General features: G+C 63.1%; 21 protein-coding genes and 1 pseudogene. 20 read left to right on the forward strand and 2 right to left on the reverse strand.

Translation table 11 applies throughout. The annotated features are described in order from the left end of the window. Positions 1-25: 25 nt before the first annotated feature. The 13 genes and pseudogenes from AC1RJY_RS07880 to AC1RJY_RS07940 all read left to right on the forward strand — a co-directional run bounded on the left by AC1RJY_RS07880 (position 26) and on the right by AC1RJY_RS07940 (position 13,849). Positions 26-550 carry a hypothetical protein gene (locus AC1RJY_RS07880; protein WP_498602062.1) on the forward strand — a complete coding sequence of 175 codons (525 nt, stop codon included), beginning with the start codon at positions 26-28 and terminating at the stop codon, positions 548-550. Positions 551-1,394: 844 nt separating this feature from the next. After that, positions 1,395-2,198: a hydroxypyruvate isomerase family protein gene (locus AC1RJY_RS07885; protein WP_024818157.1), complete on the forward strand. Its 804-nt coding sequence runs from the start codon at positions 1,395-1,397 to the stop codon at positions 2,196-2,198. Positions 2,199-2,320: 122 nt separating this feature from the next. Further along, a pseudogene (locus tag AC1RJY_RS07890) lies at positions 2,321-3,217 on the forward strand (2-hydroxy-3-oxopropionate reductase); the annotation flags it as partial. Between the two features lie 125 nt (positions 3,218-3,342). Then, positions 3,343-5,118 (forward strand): glyoxylate carboligase, encoded by a 1,776-nt coding sequence (gene gcl / locus AC1RJY_RS07895; RefSeq protein ID WP_498602063.1) that lies wholly within the window; start codon positions 3,343-3,345, stop codon positions 5,116-5,118. Positions 5,119-5,143: 25 nt separating this feature from the next. Then, positions 5,144-6,310: a glycerate kinase gene (locus tag AC1RJY_RS07900; RefSeq protein ID WP_498602064.1), complete on the forward strand. Its 1,167-nt coding sequence runs from the start codon at positions 5,144-5,146 to the stop codon at positions 6,308-6,310. After that, positions 6,303-7,652 (forward strand): allantoinase AllB, encoded by a 1,350-nt coding sequence (allB, locus tag AC1RJY_RS07905; RefSeq protein WP_014922798.1) that lies wholly within the window; start codon positions 6,303-6,305, stop codon positions 7,650-7,652. Before AC1RJY_RS07900 ends, allB begins: the two co-directional genes overlap by 8 nt. Positions 7,653-7,662: 10 nt before the next feature. Continuing rightward, positions 7,663-8,490 carry a winged helix-turn-helix domain-containing protein gene (locus tag AC1RJY_RS07910; RefSeq protein ID WP_210065878.1) on the forward strand — a complete coding sequence of 276 codons (828 nt, stop codon included), beginning with the start codon at positions 7,663-7,665 and terminating at the stop codon, positions 8,488-8,490. Positions 8,491-8,587: 97 nt separating this feature from the next. Then, positions 8,588-9,055: a thioredoxin-dependent thiol peroxidase gene (bcp, locus tag AC1RJY_RS07915; RefSeq protein WP_011776131.1), complete on the forward strand. Its 468-nt coding sequence runs from the start codon at positions 8,588-8,590 to the stop codon at positions 9,053-9,055. 146 nt (positions 9,056-9,201) lie between these two features. Further along, positions 9,202-10,323: a PP2C family protein-serine/threonine phosphatase gene (locus AC1RJY_RS07920; protein WP_210065877.1), complete on the forward strand. Its 1,122-nt coding sequence runs from the start codon at positions 9,202-9,204 to the stop codon at positions 10,321-10,323. A gap of 19 nt (positions 10,324-10,342) precedes the next feature. Then, entirely contained in the window at positions 10,343-12,319 is a 1,977-nt protein-coding gene (locus AC1RJY_RS07925; protein ID WP_210065875.1) for a glycosyltransferase family 2 protein, read from the forward strand. Next, positions 12,309-12,641: an STAS domain-containing protein gene (locus tag AC1RJY_RS07930; RefSeq protein ID WP_014922802.1), complete on the forward strand. Its 333-nt coding sequence runs from the start codon at positions 12,309-12,311 to the stop codon at positions 12,639-12,641. Before AC1RJY_RS07925 ends, AC1RJY_RS07930 begins: the two co-directional genes overlap by 11 nt. Further along, the gene (locus tag AC1RJY_RS07935; protein ID WP_014922803.1) at positions 12,634-13,053 is read left to right on the forward strand and encodes an ATP-binding protein; all 420 of its coding nucleotides are present in this window, start codon (positions 12,634-12,636) and stop codon (positions 13,051-13,053) included. The genes AC1RJY_RS07930 and AC1RJY_RS07935 overlap by 8 nt, the downstream gene beginning before the upstream one ends. Positions 13,054-13,300: 247 nt before the next feature. Beyond that, a complete protein-coding gene (locus tag AC1RJY_RS07940) occupies positions 13,301-13,849 on the forward strand; it encodes a hypothetical protein (RefSeq protein WP_498602065.1) in 549 nt (182 codons plus the stop codon). A 122-nt stretch (positions 13,850-13,971) separates the two neighbouring features. On the opposite strand, the gene AC1RJY_RS07945 is transcribed toward AC1RJY_RS07940, so the two are convergent. Beyond that, positions 13,972-15,066, reverse strand: a complete 1,095-nt coding sequence (locus AC1RJY_RS07945; protein ID WP_210065870.1) for a pyridoxal-phosphate-dependent aminotransferase family protein — start codon at positions 15,064-15,066, stop codon at positions 13,972-13,974. A gap of 54 nt (positions 15,067-15,120) precedes the next feature. Next, positions 15,121-16,338, reverse strand: a complete 1,218-nt coding sequence (locus AC1RJY_RS07950) for an MFS transporter (RefSeq protein ID WP_210065867.1) — start codon at positions 16,336-16,338, stop codon at positions 15,121-15,123. A gap of 63 nt (positions 16,339-16,401) precedes the next feature. Between AC1RJY_RS07950 and AC1RJY_RS07955 the strand changes: the two genes are divergently transcribed. From AC1RJY_RS07955 to purM, 7 genes are all read left to right on the forward strand, one after another. Beyond that, complete coding sequence (locus AC1RJY_RS07955; protein WP_011776139.1) at positions 16,402-16,863, forward strand: winged helix-turn-helix transcriptional regulator; 462 nt, start codon at positions 16,402-16,404, stop codon at positions 16,861-16,863. Positions 16,864-16,946: 83 nt separating this feature from the next. Beyond that, positions 16,947-17,777 (forward strand): phosphatase PAP2 family protein, encoded by an 831-nt coding sequence (locus tag AC1RJY_RS07960; RefSeq protein ID WP_014922807.1) that lies wholly within the window; start codon positions 16,947-16,949, stop codon positions 17,775-17,777. Between the two features lie 155 nt (positions 17,778-17,932). Beyond that, on the forward strand, positions 17,933-18,442 hold the full coding sequence (gene uraD, locus AC1RJY_RS07965; RefSeq protein ID WP_043471507.1) for a 2-oxo-4-hydroxy-4-carboxy-5-ureidoimidazoline decarboxylase: 510 nt from the start codon (positions 17,933-17,935) through the stop codon (positions 18,440-18,442). Next, positions 18,439-18,780 (forward strand): hydroxyisourate hydrolase, encoded by a 342-nt coding sequence (uraH, locus tag AC1RJY_RS07970; protein WP_017199951.1) that lies wholly within the window; start codon positions 18,439-18,441, stop codon positions 18,778-18,780. Before uraD ends, uraH begins: the two co-directional genes overlap by 4 nt. A gap of 91 nt (positions 18,781-18,871) precedes the next feature. Next, complete coding sequence (locus AC1RJY_RS07975) at positions 18,872-19,204, forward strand: hypothetical protein (RefSeq protein ID WP_210065865.1); 333 nt, start codon at positions 18,872-18,874, stop codon at positions 19,202-19,204. A gap of 146 nt (positions 19,205-19,350) precedes the next feature. Then, positions 19,351-20,979 (forward strand): amidophosphoribosyltransferase, encoded by a 1,629-nt coding sequence (gene purF / locus AC1RJY_RS07980; protein WP_210065864.1) that lies wholly within the window; start codon positions 19,351-19,353, stop codon positions 20,977-20,979. Then, positions 20,976-22,124 carry a phosphoribosylformylglycinamidine cyclo-ligase gene (gene purM, locus AC1RJY_RS07985; protein ID WP_014922810.1) on the forward strand — a complete coding sequence of 383 codons (1,149 nt, stop codon included), beginning with the start codon at positions 20,976-20,978 and terminating at the stop codon, positions 22,122-22,124. The genes purF and purM overlap by 4 nt, the downstream gene beginning before the upstream one ends. Positions 22,125-22,140: the final 16 nt, after the last annotated feature.

Below are 22,140 nucleotides of genomic sequence, written 5' to 3' on the forward strand. Positions count from 1 at the left end.
GCATCTTATTGGTTTCGTTAGATTCATGGACTTCGATTTCAAACCGGACAGCGGAGCCCCAGGACTCGTCAAGAGCGTTAAAGCTCTCGTGGCCGCCGGGATACCCAATCGAATTGTAGCAATTGCTGACAATGATGCCGCTGCGAGGGAGGCTCTCAGTCAGAAGTTTGAGGATGGTCTACCAGAAAGCGTGAGAGTCATCCACTATCCAGAACTTGAGTCTCTACGTTCTTACCCGACATATGACGTTGACGGAAACATCATCGAACTGGATGTAAACGGACGAGCTGGGTCGATCGAAATGTACTTCGGTAGCGATGTTCTTCTAATTGCCGGGGAACGCCCCCCTGTTCGCTGGACGGCCTATATCCAGAAGGAGCGAACTTATCAAGGTGTTGTAGACTTCAAGAGTGAACTCGGGAAGAAATTCGAGTTGAAAGCCAAACGTCAATTGCAGAAACTAGAAGCAACGCCTGGAATACCATTGGACGGCGATTGGAGTGGGATGCGAAGCATTATAGAGGAAATTGTCAATGCCTTTGGTCCATAAAATTTCGTCGCATTCATTTTTCTTTACATTGATAATCAAAGATCGGCCTTCTACGTTCGTCGCTGGAAATTTGTGAATCCTGGTTCTTGCACACTCTCCGGCCAAAGTCGGGCCGCGATGGGCGACCAAGTCCGCAACAATGAGGCCCGGACCTGATTCGGTGCCCGGTTTTTTACGCACCGCGATCGAATCACGCAGCAGCGGCCAGATCTTCGTCGAGGAGAGCCTCTGGGGTTGTCCGCGTCTCTGCCGGGCTTCGGGCAGCCTCTTGATGTCGGATGCACCAGACATTTCGCTCGGGTAGCCCTCGTGGTCGCAGCCACAATATGTACCGAGGGCATCTGGCGTGCCGCCATACACCGATCAGGACCTCGAGCGTGTCATAGCAATACGTCCGCCCCCCGAGGCTTCCGTACCGCCACCCTCGCAGGGCCCTTGGCTTGCGTGCAGTGGAAGCTCCCTCCAGGCATTGGCCTTGGACCAGCCCGTGACGGCGACCAGTTCGTCCGGAACCAATCCCTTGGCGGTCTTTGAAGACTTCGCATAATCGGCTGCATACTTCTTCGTGATTTCCCTACGCGTTGCCATCGACAGGTCCGTCCCTCATCGTCGCCGCCGTGCCCACAGGGCCCGTGATTTCGCGAGCATTTCCCAAATGAGGCACGCACCCCGTTTCGCGAGCACTATTCATGAGCCTTGTCGCCCCTTGACTCCCACCCCCACCTTCCCTAAACTTTTCATAAAGCAGAATCTAAATTCCACAAAGCGGAAACTGAAGCCAGATACCAAGGCAGCAGCCAAGCAACGGAAGGTAGATCAAAGCCCCTCCTCGGAAGGACCTACGATGACGTACACAGTGAACTGCTCCATCCTCCTGACGGAGCTGCCCTTGCTCGAGCGCCCCGCCGCCGCGAAGGCAGCCGGTTTTGACGCCGTCGAGTTCTGGTGGCCCTTCGAGACCTCCGTCCCCAGCGACGCACAAGTAACCGAGTTTGAAACAGCCATCAAGGACGCCGGCGTTCAGCTCACCGGCCTGAACTTCAACGCCGGCAACATGCCCGGCGGCGACCGCGGCCTGGTGTCCTGGAAGGGACGTTGCTCCGAGTTCAAGGACAACATCGACGTCGTAGCCGGCATCGGTGAGCGCCTGGGCTGCAAGGCCTTCAACGCCCTCTATGGCAACCGCCAGGACGAGTTCACCCCGGAAGAGCAGGACGAACTCGCGGCAAAGAACCTCGCCGCAGCAGCTGAAGGCGTCGCCCGCATCGGCGGCACCGTCCTCCTCGAACCGGTCAGCGGCGCACCCAAGTACCCGCTCCTCACCGCCGAAGACGCACTCAAGGTCATCGCCCGCGTCAAGGCAGAATCCGGCGCACAGAACATCAAGCTCCTCGCCGACTTCTACCACTTGGCAGTCAACGGCGACGACGTCGAATCCGTCATCGAGAACCACGCCAAGGACTTCGGCCACATCCAGATCGCCGACAACCCCGGCCGCGGAGCTCCCGGAACCGGCACGCTGCCCCTCGGCGAATGGATCGCCCGCAGCCGCGAACTCGGCTACGACGGCTACATCGGCCTCGAGTACAAGGAACCGCAGGAATCGGCTTTCAGCTGGGCCATCCGCCAGCGCGCCAACGCCAACTAGTCCCCACCCGCTCCCTAGCCTCGCAAGCTCGGCCAGGGAACCCGGCGGGCGTGGGCCCAAACGACGGCGGCACCCTCCAAAGCGACTGACCCGCCATCCAGCACACCTGAGCTAAAAAGACTTTCAGAAAGAGAACCACAATGAGCAACGTTGCAGTCATCGGCCTCGGAATCATGGGCCTCCCCATGGCCATCAACCTCGTCAAGGCCGGCCACACGGTCACCGGTTTCAACCGCAGCCAGGACAAGATCGATAAGCTCGTCTCCGAGGGTGGCCAGGGTGCCACCAGCATCGCGGACGCAGTCAAGGACGCCGACGTCGTTATCACTATGGTCCCGGACTCCCCCGATGTTGAGGGTGTAGTCAGCGGCAAGGACGGCGTCTTCGCCAATGCGAAGAAGGGCACCCTCTGGATCGATGCTTCCAGCATCCGCCCGGACGTCGCCAAGCGCCTCTCGGACGACGCAGTAGCAGCAGGCATCCGCCCGCTTGACGCTCCCGTATCCGGTGGCGAGCAGGGCGCAATCGACGCCGTCCTGTCCATCATGGTCGGCGGCGAAGCTGCAGACTTCGAGGCAGCGCAGGATGTCCTCAACGCAGTGGGCAAGACCATCGTCCACGTCGGCCCGTCCGGCTCCGGCCAGACCGTCAAGGCAGCCAACCAGCTGATCGTGGCCGTCAACATCCAGGTCCTCGGCGAGGCCATCGCCTTCCTTGAGGCCTACGGCGTAGACACCGACGCAGCTCTGAAGGTCCTCGGCGGCGGCTTGGCCGGCTCCAAGGTCCTCGATCAGAAGGGTCAGAAGATGCTGGACCGCAACTTCGACCCCGGCTTCCGCCTGGCCCTCCACCACAAGGACCTCGGCATCGTCACCTCCGCAGCCCGCGAAGCCAACGTCTCCGTCCCGCTCGGCGCAGTCGTCGCCCAGCTCGTCGCCGCAACCGTCAACCAGGGCGACGGCGGCCTCGACCACTCGGGCCTCTTCAAGCAGGTCCTCCAGCTCAGCGGCCGTAAGTAAGCCCAAAGGCAACAAGCAACACAAAGCAGGGAACCCGCCGTCGTACTTAAACGACGGCGGCTCCCTCACCACACCCAAAAACACCACAGACTTCGCCCGACAGGGCAATAAACAAGGAGTACACCATGGCTAAGATGCGCACCGTTGACGCGGCAGTCGCCATCCTGGAAAAGGAAGGCGCCACCGAGGCTTTCGGCCTGCCAGGCGCAGCGATCAACCCCTTCTATTCGGCAATGCGTGCCCACGGCGGCATCCGCCACACGCTGGCCCGCCACGTTGAAGGCGCCAGCCACATGGCCGACGGCTACAGCCGCGCAGCTGATGGCAACATCGGCATCTGCATCGGCACGTCGGGCCCCGCTGGCACGGACATGATCACCGGCCTGTACGCAGCATGGGCGGATTCCATCCCCATGCTCTGCATCACCGGCCAGGCACCCGTTGCCAAGCTGCACAAGGAAGACTTCCAGGCTGTGGACATTGAGTCCATCGCCAAGCCGTTGACCAAGTTCGCCATGACCATCCTGGAGCCGGGCCAGGTTCCCGGTGCTTTCCAGAAGGCGTTCCAGCTGATGCGCTCGGGTCGCCCGGGCCCGGTCCTGCTGGACCTGCCCATCGACGTTCAGATGGCCGAGATCGAATTCGACATCGACGCCTACGAGCCCCTGCCGGTGGAGAAGCCCAAGGCTTCCCGCAAGCAGCTGGAAAAGGCTTTGGACCTACTGACCGCATCCCAGCACCCGCTGATCGTTGCCGGTGGCGGCATCATCAACGCCGGCGCTTCGGCCCAGTTGGTTGAGCTGGCCGAGATCCTGAACGTTCCCGTTATCCCCACGCTGATGGGCTGGGGTGCCATCCCCGACGACCACCAGCTGATGGCCGGCATGGTTGGCCTGCAGACCTCGCACCGCTACGGCAACGAGACGTTCCTGCAGAGCGACTTCGTGATCGGCATCGGCAACCGTTGGGCCAACCGCCACACCGGTGGCCTGGATACCTACACGGCTGGCCGTAAGTTCGTGCACATCGACATTGAGCCGACTCAGATCGGTCGCGTTTTCTCGCCGGACTTGGGCATCGCGTCCGACGCCGGTGCGGCGCTGGACGGTCTGTTGGAGCTGGCTCGCGAACGCCAGGCTGCCAAGACACTGCCGGACTACTCAGGTTGGGTTGCCGAGTGCCAGGAGCGCAAGGGCTCCCTGCACCGCAAGACCAACTTCGACAACGTGCCCATCAAGCCGCAGCGCGTTTACCAGGAGATGAACAAGGCCTTCGGCCGCGACACCACCTACGTGTCCACCATTGGCCTCTCGCAGATCGCCGGCGCACAGATGCTGCACGTGTTCGGTGCCCGCAAGTGGATCAACGCTGGCCAGGCCGGCCCGCTGGGTTGGACCGGTCCCGCCGCCTTGGGCGTTGTTCGTGGAACCCCGGACGCCACCGTTGTTGCCCTGTCCGGTGACTACGACTTCCAGTTCATGATCGAGGAACTGGCCGTTGGCGCACAGTTCAACCTGCCGTACATCCACGTTGTGGTGAACAACAGCTACCTGGGCCTGATCCGTCAGAGCCAGCGTGGCTTCAACATGGAACAGAACGTTTCCCTGGCCTTCGAGAACATCAACTCCCCGGAGACCAACGGCTACGGCGTGGACCACATCAAGGTTGCCGAGGGCTTGGGCGTCAAGGCCATCCGCGTTGAGGACCCCAACGATCTGCCTGCCGCTTTCGATAAGGCCAAGGCACTGATGGGCGAGTTCAAGGTTCCCGTGGTTGTTGAAGTGATCCTGGAAAAGATCACCAACATCTCCATGGGCGTTGAGATCAGCGGCGTGAACGAGTTCGAAGAGTTGGCAGAAACCGCGGCGGACGCACCCACCGCGATCCTGACCAAAGCGTAAGTAAGTAAAGGAAGGAGGCACCGGAATGCGTGTTGTCATCGCCCCGGACAAATTCAAGGGCTCGCTGTCCGCGCCCGACGTCGCCGAGCACCTGGCAACAGGACTGCTGGCGGGGTTCGGCCACGGTATTCAAGCAACACGCATTCCGGTGGCCGACGGCGGCGAAGGAACCATCGACGCCGCCATCGGCTCCGGCTTCACCCGCCGGACCACCACCGTCACCGGCCCGCTCGGCGAGCCGGTGAAGGCCGACTTCGCGGTGCGGGACCAGGAAGCTGTCATCGAAATGGCGGCAGCTTCCGGTCTCGCCCTCCTCCCGGACGGCCCCACGTCCGAGGCGGCCAAGACAGCCACCAGCATCGGCACGGGCGAACTCATCCGCGCCGCGCTGGACCTCGGCTGCCGCAAGATCATCCTGGGTGTGGGCGGCAGCGCCAACACCGACGCCGGCGCAGGAGTCCTGCAGGGCCTCGGCGCCGTCTTCCTGGACAAGAACGGCAACGAGCTCCCCGGCGGCGGTGCCGCTTTGGCACAGCTGGACACCATCGACTTCTCCAACTTCGACGTCCGCGTTGAGGCCACGGAGTTCGTGTTGGCGTCCGACGTCGACAATCCCCTTTTGGGGACCAGCGGAGCCCCAGCCATCTTCGGTCCGCAGAAGGGCGCGACGCCGGACGACGTCACCTCGCTGGACGCGGCGCTGAGCCACTTTGTCGACGTCCTCGCAGCCACAACCGGGCAGCACGCCAAGTTTGCGGCCAAAGCCGAAGGTGCCGGAGCGGCAGGCGGCGTTGGCTACATTGCCATCGCGGCACTGAAGGCAGAGCGGCGGCCGGGCATCGACGTCGTGCTTGAATTCACTGAACTCGAGCAGCGGCTCAAGGGCGCCGACCTGGTGATCACCGGAGAAGGCAGCCTGGACGAGCAAAGCCTGCTCGGCAAGACTCCCATGGGAGTCTCGCGGGCGGCACAAAGGAACGGGGTTCCCGTGATCGCAGTGTGCGGCAGGAGTACCCTGAGCCGGGAACAACTCACGGATGCCGGCTTCCACACGGTCCATGCACTGACCGATCTGGAAAAAGATGTCCAAAAATGTATCGCTGAAGCAGGTCCGTTGCTTGAACAATTAGGTAAGCACATAGGCGTGTACCTGGCGGAACGGACCGAAAACAAGGAGTACCTCAATGTCTGAAGCAATCGGCGCCTATGACCTCGTTATCCGGGGCCAGCGCATCCTGACCACCGCCGGTATCGCAGCCCGCGAAGTCGGCATCCGCGATGGCATCATCGTCGCCATCGAACCCCTGGGCAATGGCCTCACGGGCAACGAGGTCATTGAACTCGCGGACGACGAAACCCTCATCCCCGGCCTGGTGGACACCCACGTCCACGTCAACGAGCCCGGACGCACCGAGTGGGAAGGCTTCGCCTCCGCCACGCGTGCCGCTGCTGCCGGTGGCGTGACCACCATCATCGACATGCCGTTGAACAGCATCCCGCCCACCACCACCGTGGACGGCCTGGAGCAGAAGCGCGTGGTCGCCAAGGACCAGGCGTTTGTGGACGTCGGATTCTGGGGCGGTGCCATCCCGGGCAACAAGAGCGATCTCCGCCCGCTGCACGACGAAGGCGTTTTCGGTTTCAAGTGCTTCCTCCTGCACTCCGGCGTGGACGAGTTCCCGCACCTGGACGCGGATGAGATGGAAGAGGACATGAAGGAACTCAAGTCCTTCGATTCCCTCATGATCGTGCACGCCGAGGACTCCCACGCGATCGACCGCGCCCCGCACCCCGGCGGCGACCACTACGAGACCTTCCTGGCCTCCCGCCCCCGCGGCGCCGAGAACAAGGCAATCGCCGAGGTCATCGAACGTGCCCGCTGGACCGGCGCCCGCGCCCACATCCTGCACCTCTCCTCCTCGGACGCGCTGCCCATGATCGCCTCTGCAAAGCGCGACGGCGTCAACCTCACCGTTGAGACGTGCCCTCACTACCTGACGCTCATGGCCGAAGAAATCCCGGACGGCGCCACGGCCTACAAGTGCTGCCCGCCCATCCGTGAGGCCTCCAACCGCGAGCTCCTCTGGAAGGGCCTGCAGGACGGCACCATCGACTGCATCGTCTCGGACCACTCCCCCTCCACGCTGGACCTCAAGGACCTGGAAAACGGCGACTTCGCTGTTGCTTGGGGCGGCGTCTCCTCGCTGCAGCTGGGCCTGTCCCTCATCTGGACCGAAGCCCGTCACCGCGGCATCCCGCTGGAACAGGTTGTCTCGTGGATGGCTGAGAAGCCCGCCGCCCTGGCACGCCTGCACAACAAGGGCCAGCTCGCCCTGGGCTACGACGCGGACTTCTCCATCTTCGCCCCGGACGAAGCCTTCGTTGTAGACGTCACCAAGCTCAAGCACAAGAACCCGATCACGCCGTACGACGGCCGTCCGCTGGCCGGCGTCGTCCGCAAGACCTACCTGCGCGGAACCCCCATCGACGGCCAGAACCCCGGCGGCAAGCTGCTCCGCCGCGGCAACGTTTAGGTCAACCGTCATGGCAGTCAATGCCTACGGGCCACCGCCGTCGCGAGGACCCGCAGCACGCGGCCTCGCGGGTCGGCGGGCCGGCTTGAATCATCGGAACGGCCTGACAGCGCACGGGCTGGCCCTTTGGGTCAACCCGGCCGAGGGCGACGAGATCGATCCTGAAGTCTGGGAACGGGCAGCACGCCTTGTGCTGGCCCGCGCAATGAAACTTGCCCCGGATGCGGAAGTCCGTATCTGGCCCGCCACCGGGGCAGAGCACTCCGGCGTCGGCGACACTTCCTGGGGCGGCACTCCGCAGGAAGCCGCCGACGCCGGTACCAACGGCCGCTCTTCGAGTACCGTAACGCTCGCCGATGCCCTCGCGGAGGCGCGTTTGGAGGCCCGCACTCGGGGAGGTTCACCCTCATCCGGACAATTCACCAGCGCACGCGAGGGTGATATGTCCGGCGGAGGGGGACGCGCAGCAGAGGGCGACAGCACCGCCGTCGAGCCCGTAACGTTGGCGAGCCGCCGCAGCCAACTTGCGGTGGACCTCGCCGCTGAAGTAGTGCTGCTGGATGGCGAGCCGGTTTCCTTTACTGGCATGGAATATAAGCTGCTGCGCTACCTGGTGGTCAACTGCTCCCGGGCCATCAGTCGTGAAGAATTGCAACGTTTTCTGGAGTCATTTGACCTCCCCGGCGCGGCATTTCGCTCGATCGACGTTTATGTTGGAAGGGTGCGGCGGAAGCTAGGCTCCGCCCGACACACCGTCGCCACCGTCCGTGGTGGCGGCTACCAGTTCGTGCCAGGGCCCTATGCCACAGTGCGCGGACCTGCGGAATACAGCATCTAAGTTCGCTGTTGTAAAAGATCAACGCCCCGCAATGTGCATGACCGCTGTTGTTTGAAATGAAGGCCGGCTGTTTGCCGGTGAAACGTAAAGGATCGCTATGACCCAGAAACTCCTCGTCGGAACGCAAGCACCTGATTTCGCGCTTCTCGACGCCGACGGCACCAAGGTCTCGCTGTCCGATTACCGCGGACGCAACGTCATTGTGTACTTCTACCCGAAGGCAGCCACCCCCGGCTGCACCACCGAGGCTTGCGACTTCCGCGACAACCTCGCCAGCCTGCAGGGCAAGGGATACGACGTTATCGGGATCTCCCCGGACGGCCCGGAGGACCTCGCAAAGTTCACCGGCGAGTTCGCCCTGACCTTCCCGCTGCTCTCTGACGAAGACCACTCCGTGGCCCTTGCCTACGGCGCTTGGGGCGAGAAGCTGGTTGACGGCGAAATCGTCGAAGGCCTGGTCCGCTCCACCGTTGTCCTCGACGGCGAAGGCACCGTGAAGCTCACCCAGTACCAGGTGTCCGCCCAGGGCCACGTCCAGGCGCTCAAGGAAGAGCTGGGCGTCTAACCCTCTCTCACATCACGCGTGCTTGAGGGAAACCCTCTCTCACATAACTGCACAAAACGTGTAACGCCCGCCCACATTTGTGAGCGGGCGTTTCATGTGTCGTGACTAAACGTGACAAATACCCAGCAGCATTAGTTAATGGAGCCATGGTCTCTCCCACACCCGTGCGCCACGCTGTCGTTGTTGAAGACGATGCTGACATCCGCGGCCTCCTCGTCCTCGTACTGGAGCAGCTCGACTTTGTGGTGACCGAAGCCCCTGACGGTCTCTCCGGCGTCGAGGCTGTCCGCAGAACCAACGCCGAACTGGTGACGCTGGACATCAACCTCCCGGACATCGATGGCATGGAAGTCTGCCGTCGTCTCCGCGAATTCTCGGACGCGTACATCCTGATGCTCACCGCCCGGGCCGACGAGATCGACCGGCTCACAGGCCTGGACACCGGCGCTGACGATTACATCAACAAACCGTTCAGCCCCAAGGAACTTCAAGCCCGCATCCGCGCCCTGTTCCGCCGCGCCGCCCGGACTCCTGCCGCACCTGCCGAGGACGCCGGTCAGAGCGATGAACTCGCCCGCGCCGCAGTGGTGCAGCAAAGCCTCCTGCCGCGCGAAACGGTCCGCCTCAGCGGTTACGACGTCGCTGGCGCCTTCCGCCCTTCGCGCAGCGTTGGTGGGGACTTCTATGACTGGTACCAGACCCGCGACGGCATGCACTTCACGTTCGCGGACGCCATGGGCAAGGGCATGGGTGCCGCACTCATCGCAGCAACGGTCCGCGCCGTGATGCGTTCAGTAGCGGACACCCCTGCAATCGACGCTGCCTTCGGATCCGCCAGCGCCACCATTACCTCCGACCTGGACCAGTCCGGCTCCTTCGTCACCATGTTCCACGCGCGGCTGGACAGCGCCTCGGGAAGACTTAGCTATATCGACGCCGGCCATGGGCTTGCGCTGCACGTTCCCGCTGAGGGGGCGGCGCGGAGGCTGGTCTCAGCCGGACCACCCGTCGGCATTCTGGACGATCAACAGTGGCCCGCTTCTGAGCTGGACCTGGAGCCTGGCGATTCGCTGGTGATCGTCAGCGACGGCGTGCTCGACGCCCACAATTCCTTGGAGGACTTTCAGCGGAACGTGGAGAAAGTGGCGCGCAGCGGCGCTACCTCGGACGATGTCTGCGCCGCTCTGCTGGAGCTGGCACCGGCGGCAACTGCTGAAGACGACGTGACCGCCGTCGTCGTACGCCGAAAACCAAACGCAGGACTGTAAACCGCAAAAGGGGGGATTTGTGACACGTTTCTGGACCCGGCTGATCGTGGTGCTGACGGTCATTTTGGGCGTCAACTACGTAGCGTGGCGTTGGATGGCCTCGCTGAACTGGGAAGCGTGGTGGATCGCTGTTCCATTGGTGATTGCCGAGACGTACAGCCTGATCGATGTCATGTTGTTCGGCCTGACCGTGTGGAACATCAAATTCCGGAAACCGCCACCCCCTCCCCCAGCCGACGCAACGGTGGACGTCTTCATCACCACCTACAACGAGCCGTTGGACCTGGTGATGACTACGGCCTTGGCGGCCAAGGAGATCCGCTGGCCGCACAGCACTTGGATCCTCGACGACGGCGATCGCCCCGAGATGCGCGAACTCGCCGAATCGAACGGGATTGGCTACGTCACGCGTGGCGCGGACTGGACACCGGACATGCCGCGGCACGCCAAGGCGGGCAACCTGAACAACGCGCTCATGGTCACCTCGGGCGAGTACCTGTTGATTCTCGACGCCGACCAGATCCCCGAGCCGGACATCCTGGACAAGACGTTGGGTTACTTCAACGACGACAAGGTGGCGTTGGTCCAGACCCCGCAGTACTTCATCAACGTCCCCGCCGACGACCCCCTCGGCAGCCAGGCTCCCCTGTTCTACGGCCCCATCCAGCAGGGCAAAGACGGCTGGAACGCTGCATTCTTCTGCGGGTCCAATGCGATTCTCCGCCGGGAAGCCCTCATGCAACTGGGCCTGGTGGGCTACGTCAAAGCCACCGAGAAGAGTGTCCGGCGAGCCCTCGCTGCCTCGCGCACCGCCATCAAGAAGGCACGGCGATCACCCGAGGCCGAGAACCCCCTCGTGGAGCAAATGCTGAACGAGGTGGAAGCCGCCACGGAATCGGCCCAGAAGGAGCTCGAAGCCGGGGCATCCCTTAGCGAAATCACGTACCGGGTTCGCCGCCAAGTAGACGACGCCGTCCGCACCCTGGTGGCCGCCGACTTCTCGGCACTCCAATCCGACCTCGAAGAGATCGCAGCCATGGAACTCGCCCACGTCGGCGAGTCGGGCGTGACAACTGTGGCGACTGACGCCGTCGACCGCATGTCCGGACGCGACTGGTCCCCGCTGGGTGCGCTCGAGTCGGTTCACGCTGTCCTGGACGCCATCTCGGTGGAACGCACCGACGAAGCCCAACCGATCATGCCGCTGGCCACCATCTCCGTCACCGAGGACATGGCCACCGCGATGCGCCTGCACGGCCTGGGTTGGAAGAGCGTTTACCACCACGAAATCCTCGCCAACGGGCTGGCCCCGGAGGACGTCAAAACCATGCTGACCCAGCGCCTCCGCTGGGCCCAGGGCACCATGCAGGTCCTCCTCCGCGAGAACCCGTTGGTCCAGCGCCGGCTCACGTGGGGCCAACGGCTCATGTACTTCTCCACGATGTGGACGTACCTGAGCGGCTTCGCTGCCGTGGTCTATTTCGCGGCGCCCATCATCTACCTGACGCTCGGCATCCTGCCGGTCAACAGCATCAGCTCCGACTTCTTCATCCGCTTCATCCCGTTCATGGTGGTCAATCAATTGCTGTTCCTGGTGGCCGGGCATGGGATTCCCACCTGGCGCGGACAGCAGTACAGCCTTGCCCTGTTCCCCACGTGGATCAAGGCCTGCACGACGGCGGCACGGAACGTTTGGTTCGGACGTCCCCTCGGGTTCGCGGTCACCCCCAAGGCACGGCAGAGCGGCGGGCCCAGTTGGAGCCTGATCCGGCCGCAGATCATCGTGGCCGTTTTGCTGGCAGTGGCGCTGATTGTTGGCCTTATTCGGCTTCTTGCCGGAATGTCCGAGCCCTTAGGCACACTGGTAAACGTAGCGTGGGTTGCGTTCGACCTTGTGGTCCTGAGCGTGCTGGTCAAGGCAGTTTTGTACAAAGGTTTCGTGCCCGAAGTTGTCGGGCCGGAGCGCCCCGAGGAGAGGAATGCAGATGCAGTTTAGCTATGAGGTCAACGACTCCTACGCGGAGGTGAAGGGCGTGGGCCGGCTGAACATGGTGGCCGCTCCCAAGCTGCGCGAAGTAGTGGCCGAGGTTGTTGCCGGTGGCTCCAGCCGTGTGGTGGTGAATCTGGCAGAAACCGACTTCATGGATTCCTCCGGGCTTGGCGCCCTGATCGGTTGCCTCAAGGCCGCACGGCAGGCAGGCGGCGACCTCCGGATCGCCGGGGTCCAGCCGCAGGTCAAGATGGTTCTGGAACTGACCAACATGGACAGGGTACTCACGGCGTACCCCACCGCAGAAGCTGCGTTCGGCGATGACTGAGGTCATCGCCAGCCGGGGCTTCCATGGGCCGTCCAACGAGGAAGCTATCGAGGCCATCCACAACGAGCTGGACGCCCTGTGGGACGATGCCTCCTTCGTGCCGGACATGGATCGGATGACCTTCGCTACGGCCGTCATCGAAGCTGCGGCGAACATCGTGCAGCACGCGCTTCCCGTGGCGGAGAAACCTGTGGAGATCGACGTCGACATCAGCGTTCGGCCTACCCGACTGGTGGCAAGGGTCAGTGCGTTCAACGCCCGCGAACCATTTGCCAACGACATGCAGGCTTCCATGCCGGACTCGGACGCAGAGTCCGGCCGCGGGCTGGCACTGATCGAGGCTTTGGTGACCACAGTGACTTTCGAGCGTCAGGACGGCACCAACACCTGGATCCTGACCCGCGACACCTAACCCTCTCTCACCTCCCGCGCCCTTAAGCCGCACCCTCTCTCACATCCCGCGCCCTTGACCGCAACCCTCTCTCACCTCCCGCGCCCTTAAGCCGCAACCCTCTCTCACCTCCCGCGCGCTTGACCGCAACCCTCTCTCATCTGCAAAGGGTTGTTCTCCCCATCGCCGAGCGCAACGCAGCGTGACAGCATTCGGTGAGATCCGCCGTCGAGCACTAAATGAAACCGGGGAAGAAATGAACCGCTGCATGCTTCGAACATCAGCGCGCCCGTTCGCGGTGGCCGTTGCCCTCGTCATGGGATCTGTTGGTGCTGCCGGGTGCAGCGCCCCCGGCGAAAGCACACGGGAACCCAGCAAGGCGCCTCCCATTACTTCCGAACCTGCTCCTGCCCCTGAGAGCATCGCCAGGTACGACGCTCTGACCAAGGAACTTGTCGCCGCCTTGGAAACGAAGATGCCGGACATCACCTGGTCCGTCGACGGCCCGGCAAGCATGAGCCTGGCCGGAGACGGAAGATGCATGCTCTCCCCGCAAAGCATGAAAAGCAGCGCGGACATCGTGGATCCATCCAGAAACTTTGAGGATCTCTTCGCTGCGGCCGATCCTGTCCTCGAAAAGCACGGATTTCCTGCCTTCGACGGAACCGATCCTGTTCCCGGAGGGTGGGTGGTCACACGGAGCACTGATGCCGCGGGCGCCACGGTGAGCGTCCGATCAAAGTTCCCCGCCTACCTCGACGTCACAGTTCCAGTTAAGTCCGAGAGCTGCGACCCGAAGGAAATCCCGGCCAGCTGACCAAACACGCGGGATGTGAGAGAGCGTCCCACCCAAACACGCGGGACGTGAGAGAGCGTCCCACCCAAACACGCGGGACGTGAGAGAGCGTCCCACCCAAGCACGCGGGATGTGAGAGAGCGTCAGGCTTTGGCGATGGCCTCTTTCAGGGCGCCCAGCACCAGGGTCACGGAAGCACTGTTGGCGTTCGGGCCCATCATTCCGATGCGCCACACAGTGTCCGCGAACTCACCGACACCCGAGCCGATTTCCATACTGAAGTTTTCCAGAAGGTAAGCGCGGACGGCAGCAGAGCTGACGCCGTCGGGCACTTTAACGGTGGTGAGACTGGGCAACCGGGAACCCTCGGCGGCGAACAGTTCCAGCCCCATGTCCTGCAGCCCTTCCTGCAAGGCCGCACCAGCAGCGCGATGCCGGGCCTGAACAACGTCCAGCCCCTCGGCGAGGATACGGTCCAGCGCGGCTTCCAGGCCGGCAATCATGGTGACGGGCGCAGTGTGGTGATACGTCCGGGCACCGCTGGCCGCGCCGACGTACCCGCCGAGCAGCCCGATATCGAGATACCAGGAGCGCGGATCTTTGACCCGGCGCTCAAAGGCGCGGTCGGACACCGTGAACGGCGACAATCCTGGCGGCACACCCAGGCATTTCTGCGTTCCGGCGTATCCGACGTCGATCCCCCAGTCGTCTGCCCGGAGCTCCAAACCGCCGATGGACGTGACGGCGTCAGTAATCAACAGCGCGTCGCCCTTGCCGGCACCGAGCGCAGCGATGTCGGAGAGCACGCCCACGGAAGTCTCGGCATGAACGGCAGCGATCACCTTCGGATGAGGGTGTGCCGAGAGTACGCGGTCAGCGTCTACGGGCTGTCCCCATTCATGATCAACACGGACAACCGTTGCCCCGCATCGCCGGGCAACCTCACACATCCGCGCCCCAAAAAGTCCGTTGACAGCGATCACTGCCACGTCGCCGTCGGACACGGTGTTCACGAAAGCCGCTTCCATGCCACCGGAGCCCGTGGCACTCAGCGGAAGAGTCCGCGCATTGGACGTACCCCACACAGTCCGGAGGCCTTCGCAGGTGTGGTCAAGCCGCTCGATGAACACAGGGTCAAGGTGGCCGAGCACGGGATAGGCCAGGGCGGACATGGCTTCGGGGTAGCAATTGCTCGGGCCGGGACCGAACAGGAACCTGGACGTCAGAATGTCTGGCATGTGCGAACTCCTTCAGCTGCTTGAGGTCATTCTGCCCCAGCCCGCTGTGCGGAGCTAACCAACACCCCCAGCATGCTTGCTGTGGCGCCTCAGCCGGTCCGTTCCCCAAACCGCGAGCGCAAGCAGCGCGAATCCTGCCCCAAGAACGCTGGCCCCGGTCCATCCCCAGACATCGAACACCGGGGCAACGGCGGCGGCGCCCAGCGCACTGCCCACCGAGTAGAACACCATGTAGCTGCCAATGATGCTGCTGGCGGACTCTTCAGCGCCCGCCACGATCATGGTTTGACTGCTGACATGAACGGCCTGCACAGCGGCGTCGAGCACGATGATGCCGGCGATGAACCAGAGCAATGACCAGTTCCCCAGGGACAGCGTGAGCCACGAGCCCAGGAGCGCCACCAAGCTGAAACCCGTGACCCGTTGTCCCCATCCGCGGTCTGCCGTAGCACCAGCTTTGGACGCAGCCAGTATTCCCACAAGGCCGGCCAGCCCCATGAGCCCAATCGCCCCCGGCGGTAGGTTCCACGCGGGACCGCTGAGCAGCAACGACATCCCGCTCCACAGCACGCCGAAGGACGCGAACAGCAGCATGGTGATGAGCGCACGGGTACGGAACACAGGGTTGCGGCGGGTCAGGACAACAACTGACGTGACAGCCCGCCAGTAGCGCATTTCGCCGCGGGCATCGCTGTCCGGCGGCAGGGCGCGGAAGACGGCGACGGCGAGGACCGCCCCGGCCGCCGCCGCGGAAACATAAACCGACCTCCAACCCCACAGCTCCGTCATGCCGCCCGCTATGGTCCGTGCAAGGATGAGGCCACTTACGACGCCGGCAGTAACAGTACCTATGCTTCCTCCCCTTTGGTCCGGGGTACTGGATGCGGCGGTGTACGCGACGATGGTCTGCACTACGGATGAGGCCAGGCCCAGGAGCGCGAAGGCGAGCAGCAAGGCTGTTTGGGATGAAGCAAGGGTTACGGCAAAGGCGCCGACTGCGCTGGCAGCCACTTGGACTGTGATGAGTTTGCGACGGTCCACCATGTCCCCCAATGGCACCAGGAGAACAAGCCCCAGGAGATATCCGGCTTGGGATGACGCCACGATCCAGCCGATGCTCGCCACGGAGATATCCATGTCGGCGCTGATGCGCTCCAAGAGTGGCTGGCCGTAGTAGATGTTCGACACCATGAATCCTGCGACGCCCGCGAGCAACAGCACGAGGGTACGGCTGATTTCTTGCGTGGATTTCGTCAGTTGGTCACTGCTCATGGCACCTTCTCCATTATTTTGGTTTCGATATGCAACCATTTGAGACTATGGCAGAATGGTTTCATGTTGCAACCAAGTAGTATCGAGTGGACCGATCCCGAATGCCCGGTAGCCCGGGCGGCCGACCTTGTGGGCGACAAATGGATCCTGCTGATCATCCGGGATTCACTGGACGGCAAGCGTCGCTTCTCAGAATTTGAGAGATCGCTGGGCGCGGCGAAGAACATCCTTTCGGACCGCCTGCGCCTCCTGGTAGACAGGGGCGTCCTCACTCGGATCCCCAATGACCGGGGCACTCGAACCGAGTACGAGCTAACAAGCGCGGGACGGGACCTCTTCACCCTCATCCTCAGTCTCCGGCAGTGGGGCGAACGTAACGCCTTCGGTCCCGACGAAGCGCACTCAACCTTGGTGGACCCCGCGACGGGTCGGTCGGTTCCACAGCTCCGCCCGCTCCGCGACACCGGCGCGGAGCTCAAGCAGGAACAGACACTGCTGGTGAAAGTGGGCGAATCACTGCCCTGATGCCAGCAAAGCCCAGGAACCCCCAAGCCCCAACTGCTAAGGTTACTCACCAATACTGAGGCCGCCACGGATAGGGGACGCGAGTGACGACTGAAGGAAAAGAGGCGCCGGAGCAAGGCGTCAGGGGCGAGGTAAGCCAGGACCGTTTCGTCGCCGGGCAGGACCTGACGCGCTGGAAGTCCCCTGCCGGCCGGGTGCTGGCCGGAGGCGCCGAAAAAGTCACGTCCCTGCTCGGGCCGTATGCAGCCCTGATCATCACCCTTATTGTGGGACTTGCCGTTGCCCTGTCCCTGGCCCTGGTGTTTGGTGAGGTCTACGAGTCCGTGACGGAAGCCGACGGCGTGGCCGGATTGGATGATCCCGTGCTGGCGGCAGCCAAGACGGTGCGCTCTCCCGCTTTGGACGCGGCAACCACCGCCTACACGAATATTGGCGGCACCGTGGGCATGCCCCTCATCGCCGTGGGCATCATGATTTTTCTGGCCACCAAAAGGAGGTCATGGACTCCTGTCATCCTGATGCTCGCAGCAGGTCTGGGATCTTTGATCATCACCGTCTTGGGCAAGCCGATCTTCGGCCGCAGCCGCCCGGACATCGCGGACGCAATTCCTCCTTACGAGCACTCCGCATCATTCCCCAGCGGCCACTCTTTGAACTCCCTGGTGATAGCCGGCATCGTGGCCTACCTGATCATCCTGAGGCTCAAGACCACCAAGGCGAGGGTTATCACGGTGCTCCTGGCCGCGGCTTTCGCTTTCACGATGGGCCTCAGCCGGGTCTACCTGGGCCACCATTGGCTGACGGATGTCTTGGCAGCCTGGGCTATTGGCATCGCCTGGCTGGCGTTGGTAATCACGGCGCATCGCCTCTACCTCACGGCTCGAACGCGCCGTCACAGCGCTGTAGGCTCTTGACACCAGCCCGCCCACTCGGCTTAACTGAATTACGTATGCTGAAATAACAGTTCCATGATGCGGAAGCTTGAAGCACGGGCTTCCTCCTGTACCAGCAGGAGTTCCGCATAGCCCACACCATGGATGCCAGCATTTTGCATGAGGATGACACAAGCATGGAGCTTGCAGTATTCAACAGTGTTGAACGGGACCAGGCCATCAAGACGCTGACCCCTTGCCTGGATATCAGCCGCTGGGTGGAAGCAATCGTTGACGCGCGTCCGTACGCCAGCGTCGACGAACTGCTAGGGCAAGCGCAGCGCGCCGCCGAGCCCTTCACCGCGGCCGAGGTGGAGTCAGCCATGGCCCACCACCCCAGGATCGGCGAACGCCCCAAGGCGCAGACCACCGAGGCCGCGATGTCGCGCTCGGAACAGGCCGGCGTGGACCCAGGCGACAACCACACCACAGCCGCACTCGCCGAGGGCAACCGCGCCTACGAGGAGAAGTTCGGCAGGGTCTTCCTGATTCGCGCTGCGGGTCGCAGCGCCGAGGAAATCCTCAACACCCTCCAGGAACGCATCACCCACACCCCCGAAGAAGAAGACACGATCGTGGCCGGCCAGCTCCGCGAGATCGCACTGTTGCGTCTCTCCGGACTGATCAGCGAAGGAGTCAACGCATGAGCGTTTCACAGGTAACAACCCATATTCTGGACACCGGTTCCGGACGCCCGGCGGCGGGTGTCGCCGTCGTACTTTACGTCCGCGAAGGCGACGACTGGACCCTGGTAGCGAAGGGCGAAACCGACGCCGACGGCCGTATCAAGACGCTCGGCCCCGAACGGATTCCGGGCGGCGCCTACCGCCTGAACTTCGCTACGGGCGCTTACTACGAGGGCCTCGGTACCGAGACGTTCTTCCCGGAAGTGGACCTGAACTTCACAGTTTCCGACGCCGGCGAGCACTACCACGTGCCTCTCCTGCTGAGCCCGTTCGCGTTCTCGACGTACCGCGGCAGCTAGCACACCCCGACGAGTTGCCAGTTAATGCCAATGTTCACCACGAACATTGGCATTAACTGTCACATCGGCGGAGAACGGTACGCTTGAAGGCATGGCTTCAGAGGACACCACCCCCAACTCCGCCCGCCGCGAGATCACCGTTCGCCGGGCGCCCAAGTTTGTACCCTTCATGATTTTGGGGGCCGTGGTTGGTGCAATCGTGGCCGCGATCATCGCCTACGGGCGCCAGGCCGACCCCGCGTTTGATGCCGGCACTGTGTTCGGATTCTTCCTGATTGTCTGCGCCGGCGGCGGCGTCATCCTGTTCTCCATCCTCGCCCTGATCCTGGACCGCCTCAGCGTCAAGCGCACCCAGCGCGCCGTAGTGGAGCCCGTTCCGGACTCGGTTCCGGATGAAGGACCAGAGAACGACGGCGTCCGCTAAGTCAGGCGCTTGGCCTGCCTCTTCACAGGGCAGCAAATGTGAGACACGCCGCATTTTCGCGGGAACACGCCTATTCTGCGCCCGTTCACAGGGTCACATAGCCCGCGGGGGAACGTACCACGGCCACAACATGAGACAATCGACCAGTGGCACGTGGCGACGGAAAACTTTCTCATGATCTTCTCCCCGGCGAAAAAGGCCCTCAGGACGCTTGTGGCGTCTTTGGGGTCTGGGCTCCCGGTGAAGAAGTAGCAAAACTCACCTATTACGGGCTGTATGCGCTGCAGCACCGCGGACAAGAATCGGCTGGTATCGCTACCAGTGACGGCAAGCGCATCAATGTCTATAAGGACATGGGCCTTGTGTCCCAAGTCTTCGATGAGACAACCCTGAACACCCTTACCGGGCACCTGGCCGTGGGCCACTGCCGGTATTCCACCACCGGTGCAAGCCACTGGGCCAACGCGCAGCCAACCCTGGGTGCAACAGCAACCGGTACGGTTGCCTTGGCTCACAACGGCAACCTGACCAACACCGCTGAGCTCCGGGAAATGATCCTTGAGCGCAACGACGGCCAGCTGACCGGTGAAATGAAGCAGGGCAACACCTCGGACACCGCACTGGTGACAGCTCTCCTGGAGGGCGAAGAGGGCAAGACCCTGGAGCAGACTGCTCTGGAGCTGCTGCCCAAGATCAAGGGTGGCTTCTGCTTCGTCTTCATGGACGAAGGAACCCTCTACGCAGCCCGCGATACGTACGGCATCCGCCCGCTGTGTCTTGGCCGTCTGGAGCGCGGCTGGGTTGTCGCCTCAGAGCAAGCCGGCCTGGCTACCGTTGGCGCGAGCTTCATCCGCGAGATCGAGCCCGGCGAATTCATTGCTATCGATGAGGACGGCGTCCGTTCGCAGCGCTTCGCCGAGGCGACTCCCGCCGGCTGTGTCTTCGAGTACGTCTACCTCGCCCGCCCGGATGCTGCCATCGCCGGCCGCTCCGTGTACGAGGCCCGTGTTGAGATGGGCCGCCAGTTGGCCCGCGAAAACACGCATGAGGCAGACCTCGTGATTCCGGTTCCCGAGTCCGGTACCCCCGCGGCTGTTGGATACGCAGAGCAGTCCGGCATCCCGTTCGCACACGGCTTCGTCAAGAACGCGTACGTGGGCCGCACGTTCATCCAGCCGTCGCAGACGCTGCGCCAGCTGGGTATCCGGCTCAAGCTCAACGCCCTGGAATCCGTCATCCGTGGCAAGCGCATTGTTGTAGTTGATGACTCGATCGTCCGTGGCAACACGCAGCGCGCCATCGTTCGGATGCTCCGTGAAGCCGGTGCCGCAGCAGTGCACGTCAAGATTTCATCTCCCCCGGTTCAGTGGCCCTGCTTCTACGGCATCGACTTCGCGTCCCGCGCGGAACTCATCGCCAACGGCGCCACCATCGAGGAGATCTCGCAGGCTATCGGCGCTGACTCGCTGGCCTACATCTCCGAGGACGGCATGATCGGCGCTACCCAGCAGCCGCGCGAACGCCTCTGCACCGCCTGTTTCACTGGCAAATACCCCATCGAGCTGCCGCACGCGGACAAGTTGGGCAAGAACCTGCTGGAGCGCACCGACCTTGGCGGCTTGCCTGCTGCAGAAGACACGTCCGTGGACAATACCGAGGACCCTGCCGAGAAGCCGGGCGCCACGGGTTGCGATCCCGGGCCTGACGCCGAATTCGAAAACCTGCTTACCGACGCTGATCGTTTGACCGACGCCGACAAGAAAGAGTCTGTATGACCTCCGCAACCCCTGCCGCTGAGAACAACTCCGGTATCACCTACGCCTCCGCGGGTGTCGACGTCGAAGCGGGAGACCGTGCAGTCGAACTCATGAAGGGCGCTATCAAGGCGACCCACAACTCGTCGGTGATTGGCGGCGTCGGCGGTTTCGCTGGCCTGTATGACGTCTCCAAGCTGCTTACCTACAAGAAGCCGCTGCTGGCAACGTCCACGGACGGCGTTGGCACCAAGGTTGCTATCGCCCAGGCCATGGACATCCACGACACCATCGGTTTCGACCTGGTTGGCATGGTGGTGGACGACATCGTTGTGGTGGGTGCTGAGCCCCTGTACATGACGGACTACATCGCGTGCGGCAAGGTTGTCCCGGAGCGCATCGCGGACATCGTCCGCGGTATCGCTGCTGCGTGTTCCGTCGCCGGCACCGCCTTGGTGGGAGGCGAAACCGCTGAGCACCCGGGTCTCCTGGGTGAGCACGAGTACGACGTCGCAGGTGCCGCTACAGGCATCGTCGAAGCCGACGCATTGCTCGGCCCGGACCGCGTCCGTGCTGGCGACGTCGTCATCGGCATGGCCTCCTCCGGCCTGCACTCCAACGGCTACTCCCTGGTCCGCCGCGTCATCAACCACGCCGGCTGGGCCCTGGACCGCCAGGTTTCCGAACTCGGCCGCACGCTGGGTGAAGAACTCCTGGAGCCCACCCGCGTTTACGCAGCCGACTGCTTGGACCTCGCACGCACCTTCCCGGTCACGGGCGACGCAGCAGTTCATGGCTTCAGCCACGTCACCGGTGGCGGCCTGGCTGCCAACCTGGCCCGTGTCCTCCCGCAGGGCCTCGTGGCCACGGTTGACCGCAACACCTGGGAACTGCCCGCCATCTTCAAATTGGTCTCTGAGCTGGGCAACGTTCCACTGGCCGACCTGGAGCGCACACTGAACCTTGGCGTGGGCATGGTTGCCATTGTTTCCGCCGAAGCAGCCGATGCAGCTGTTGCCCGCCTCAACGACCGCGGCCTGCCGTCCTGGGTGATGGGTACCGTCTCGGCAGACAGCGACTCGATCGACAAGACCGGCCCGGACTACGTCCAGGGTGCCAAGGGCGTCGACGGCGGCGCTGTCCGTTTGGTGAACGCCTACGCCTAAGCGCGTACCGCTTTGT

This window comes from Arthrobacter sp. GW822-FHT05G07 (assembly GCF_058799755.1).

Bases quoted from the DNA above. Each gene is read 5' to 3' on its own strand.
- AC1RJY_RS07880 (WP_498602062.1), top strand. From the start codon at position 26: ATGGACTTCGATTTCAAACCGGACAGCGGAGCCCCAGGACTCGTCAAG.
- AC1RJY_RS07885 (WP_024818157.1), top strand. From the start codon at position 1,395: ATGACGTACACAGTGAACTGCTCCATCCTCCTGACGGAGCTGCCCTTG.
- gcl (WP_498602063.1), top strand. From the start codon at position 3,343: ATGGCTAAGATGCGCACCGTTGACGCGGCAGTCGCCATCCTGGAAAAG.
- AC1RJY_RS07900 (WP_498602064.1), top strand. From the start codon at position 5,144: ATGCGTGTTGTCATCGCCCCGGACAAATTCAAGGGCTCGCTGTCCGCG.
- allB (WP_014922798.1), top strand. From the start codon at position 6,303: ATGTCTGAAGCAATCGGCGCCTATGACCTCGTTATCCGGGGCCAGCGC.
- AC1RJY_RS07910 (WP_210065878.1), top strand. From the start codon at position 7,663: ATGGCAGTCAATGCCTACGGGCCACCGCCGTCGCGAGGACCCGCAGCA.
- bcp (WP_011776131.1), top strand. From the start codon at position 8,588: ATGACCCAGAAACTCCTCGTCGGAACGCAAGCACCTGATTTCGCGCTT.
- AC1RJY_RS07920 (WP_210065877.1), top strand. From the start codon at position 9,202: ATGGTCTCTCCCACACCCGTGCGCCACGCTGTCGTTGTTGAAGACGAT.
- AC1RJY_RS07930 (WP_014922802.1), top strand. From the start codon at position 12,309: ATGCAGTTTAGCTATGAGGTCAACGACTCCTACGCGGAGGTGAAGGGC.
- AC1RJY_RS07935 (WP_014922803.1), top strand. From the start codon at position 12,634: ATGACTGAGGTCATCGCCAGCCGGGGCTTCCATGGGCCGTCCAACGAG.
- AC1RJY_RS07940 (WP_498602065.1), top strand. From the start codon at position 13,301: ATGCTTCGAACATCAGCGCGCCCGTTCGCGGTGGCCGTTGCCCTCGTC.
- AC1RJY_RS07945 (WP_210065870.1), bottom strand. From the start codon at position 15,066: ATGCCAGACATTCTGACGTCCAGGTTCCTGTTCGGTCCCGGCCCGAGC.
- AC1RJY_RS07950 (WP_210065867.1), bottom strand. From the start codon at position 16,338: ATGAGCAGTGACCAACTGACGAAATCCACGCAAGAAATCAGCCGTACC.
- AC1RJY_RS07955 (WP_011776139.1), top strand. From the start codon at position 16,402: ATGTTGCAACCAAGTAGTATCGAGTGGACCGATCCCGAATGCCCGGTA.
- uraD (WP_043471507.1), top strand. From the start codon at position 17,933: ATGGAGCTTGCAGTATTCAACAGTGTTGAACGGGACCAGGCCATCAAG.
- uraH (WP_017199951.1), top strand. From the start codon at position 18,439: ATGAGCGTTTCACAGGTAACAACCCATATTCTGGACACCGGTTCCGGA.
- AC1RJY_RS07975 (WP_210065865.1), top strand. From the start codon at position 18,872: ATGGCTTCAGAGGACACCACCCCCAACTCCGCCCGCCGCGAGATCACC.
- purM (WP_014922810.1), top strand. From the start codon at position 20,976: ATGACCTCCGCAACCCCTGCCGCTGAGAACAACTCCGGTATCACCTAC.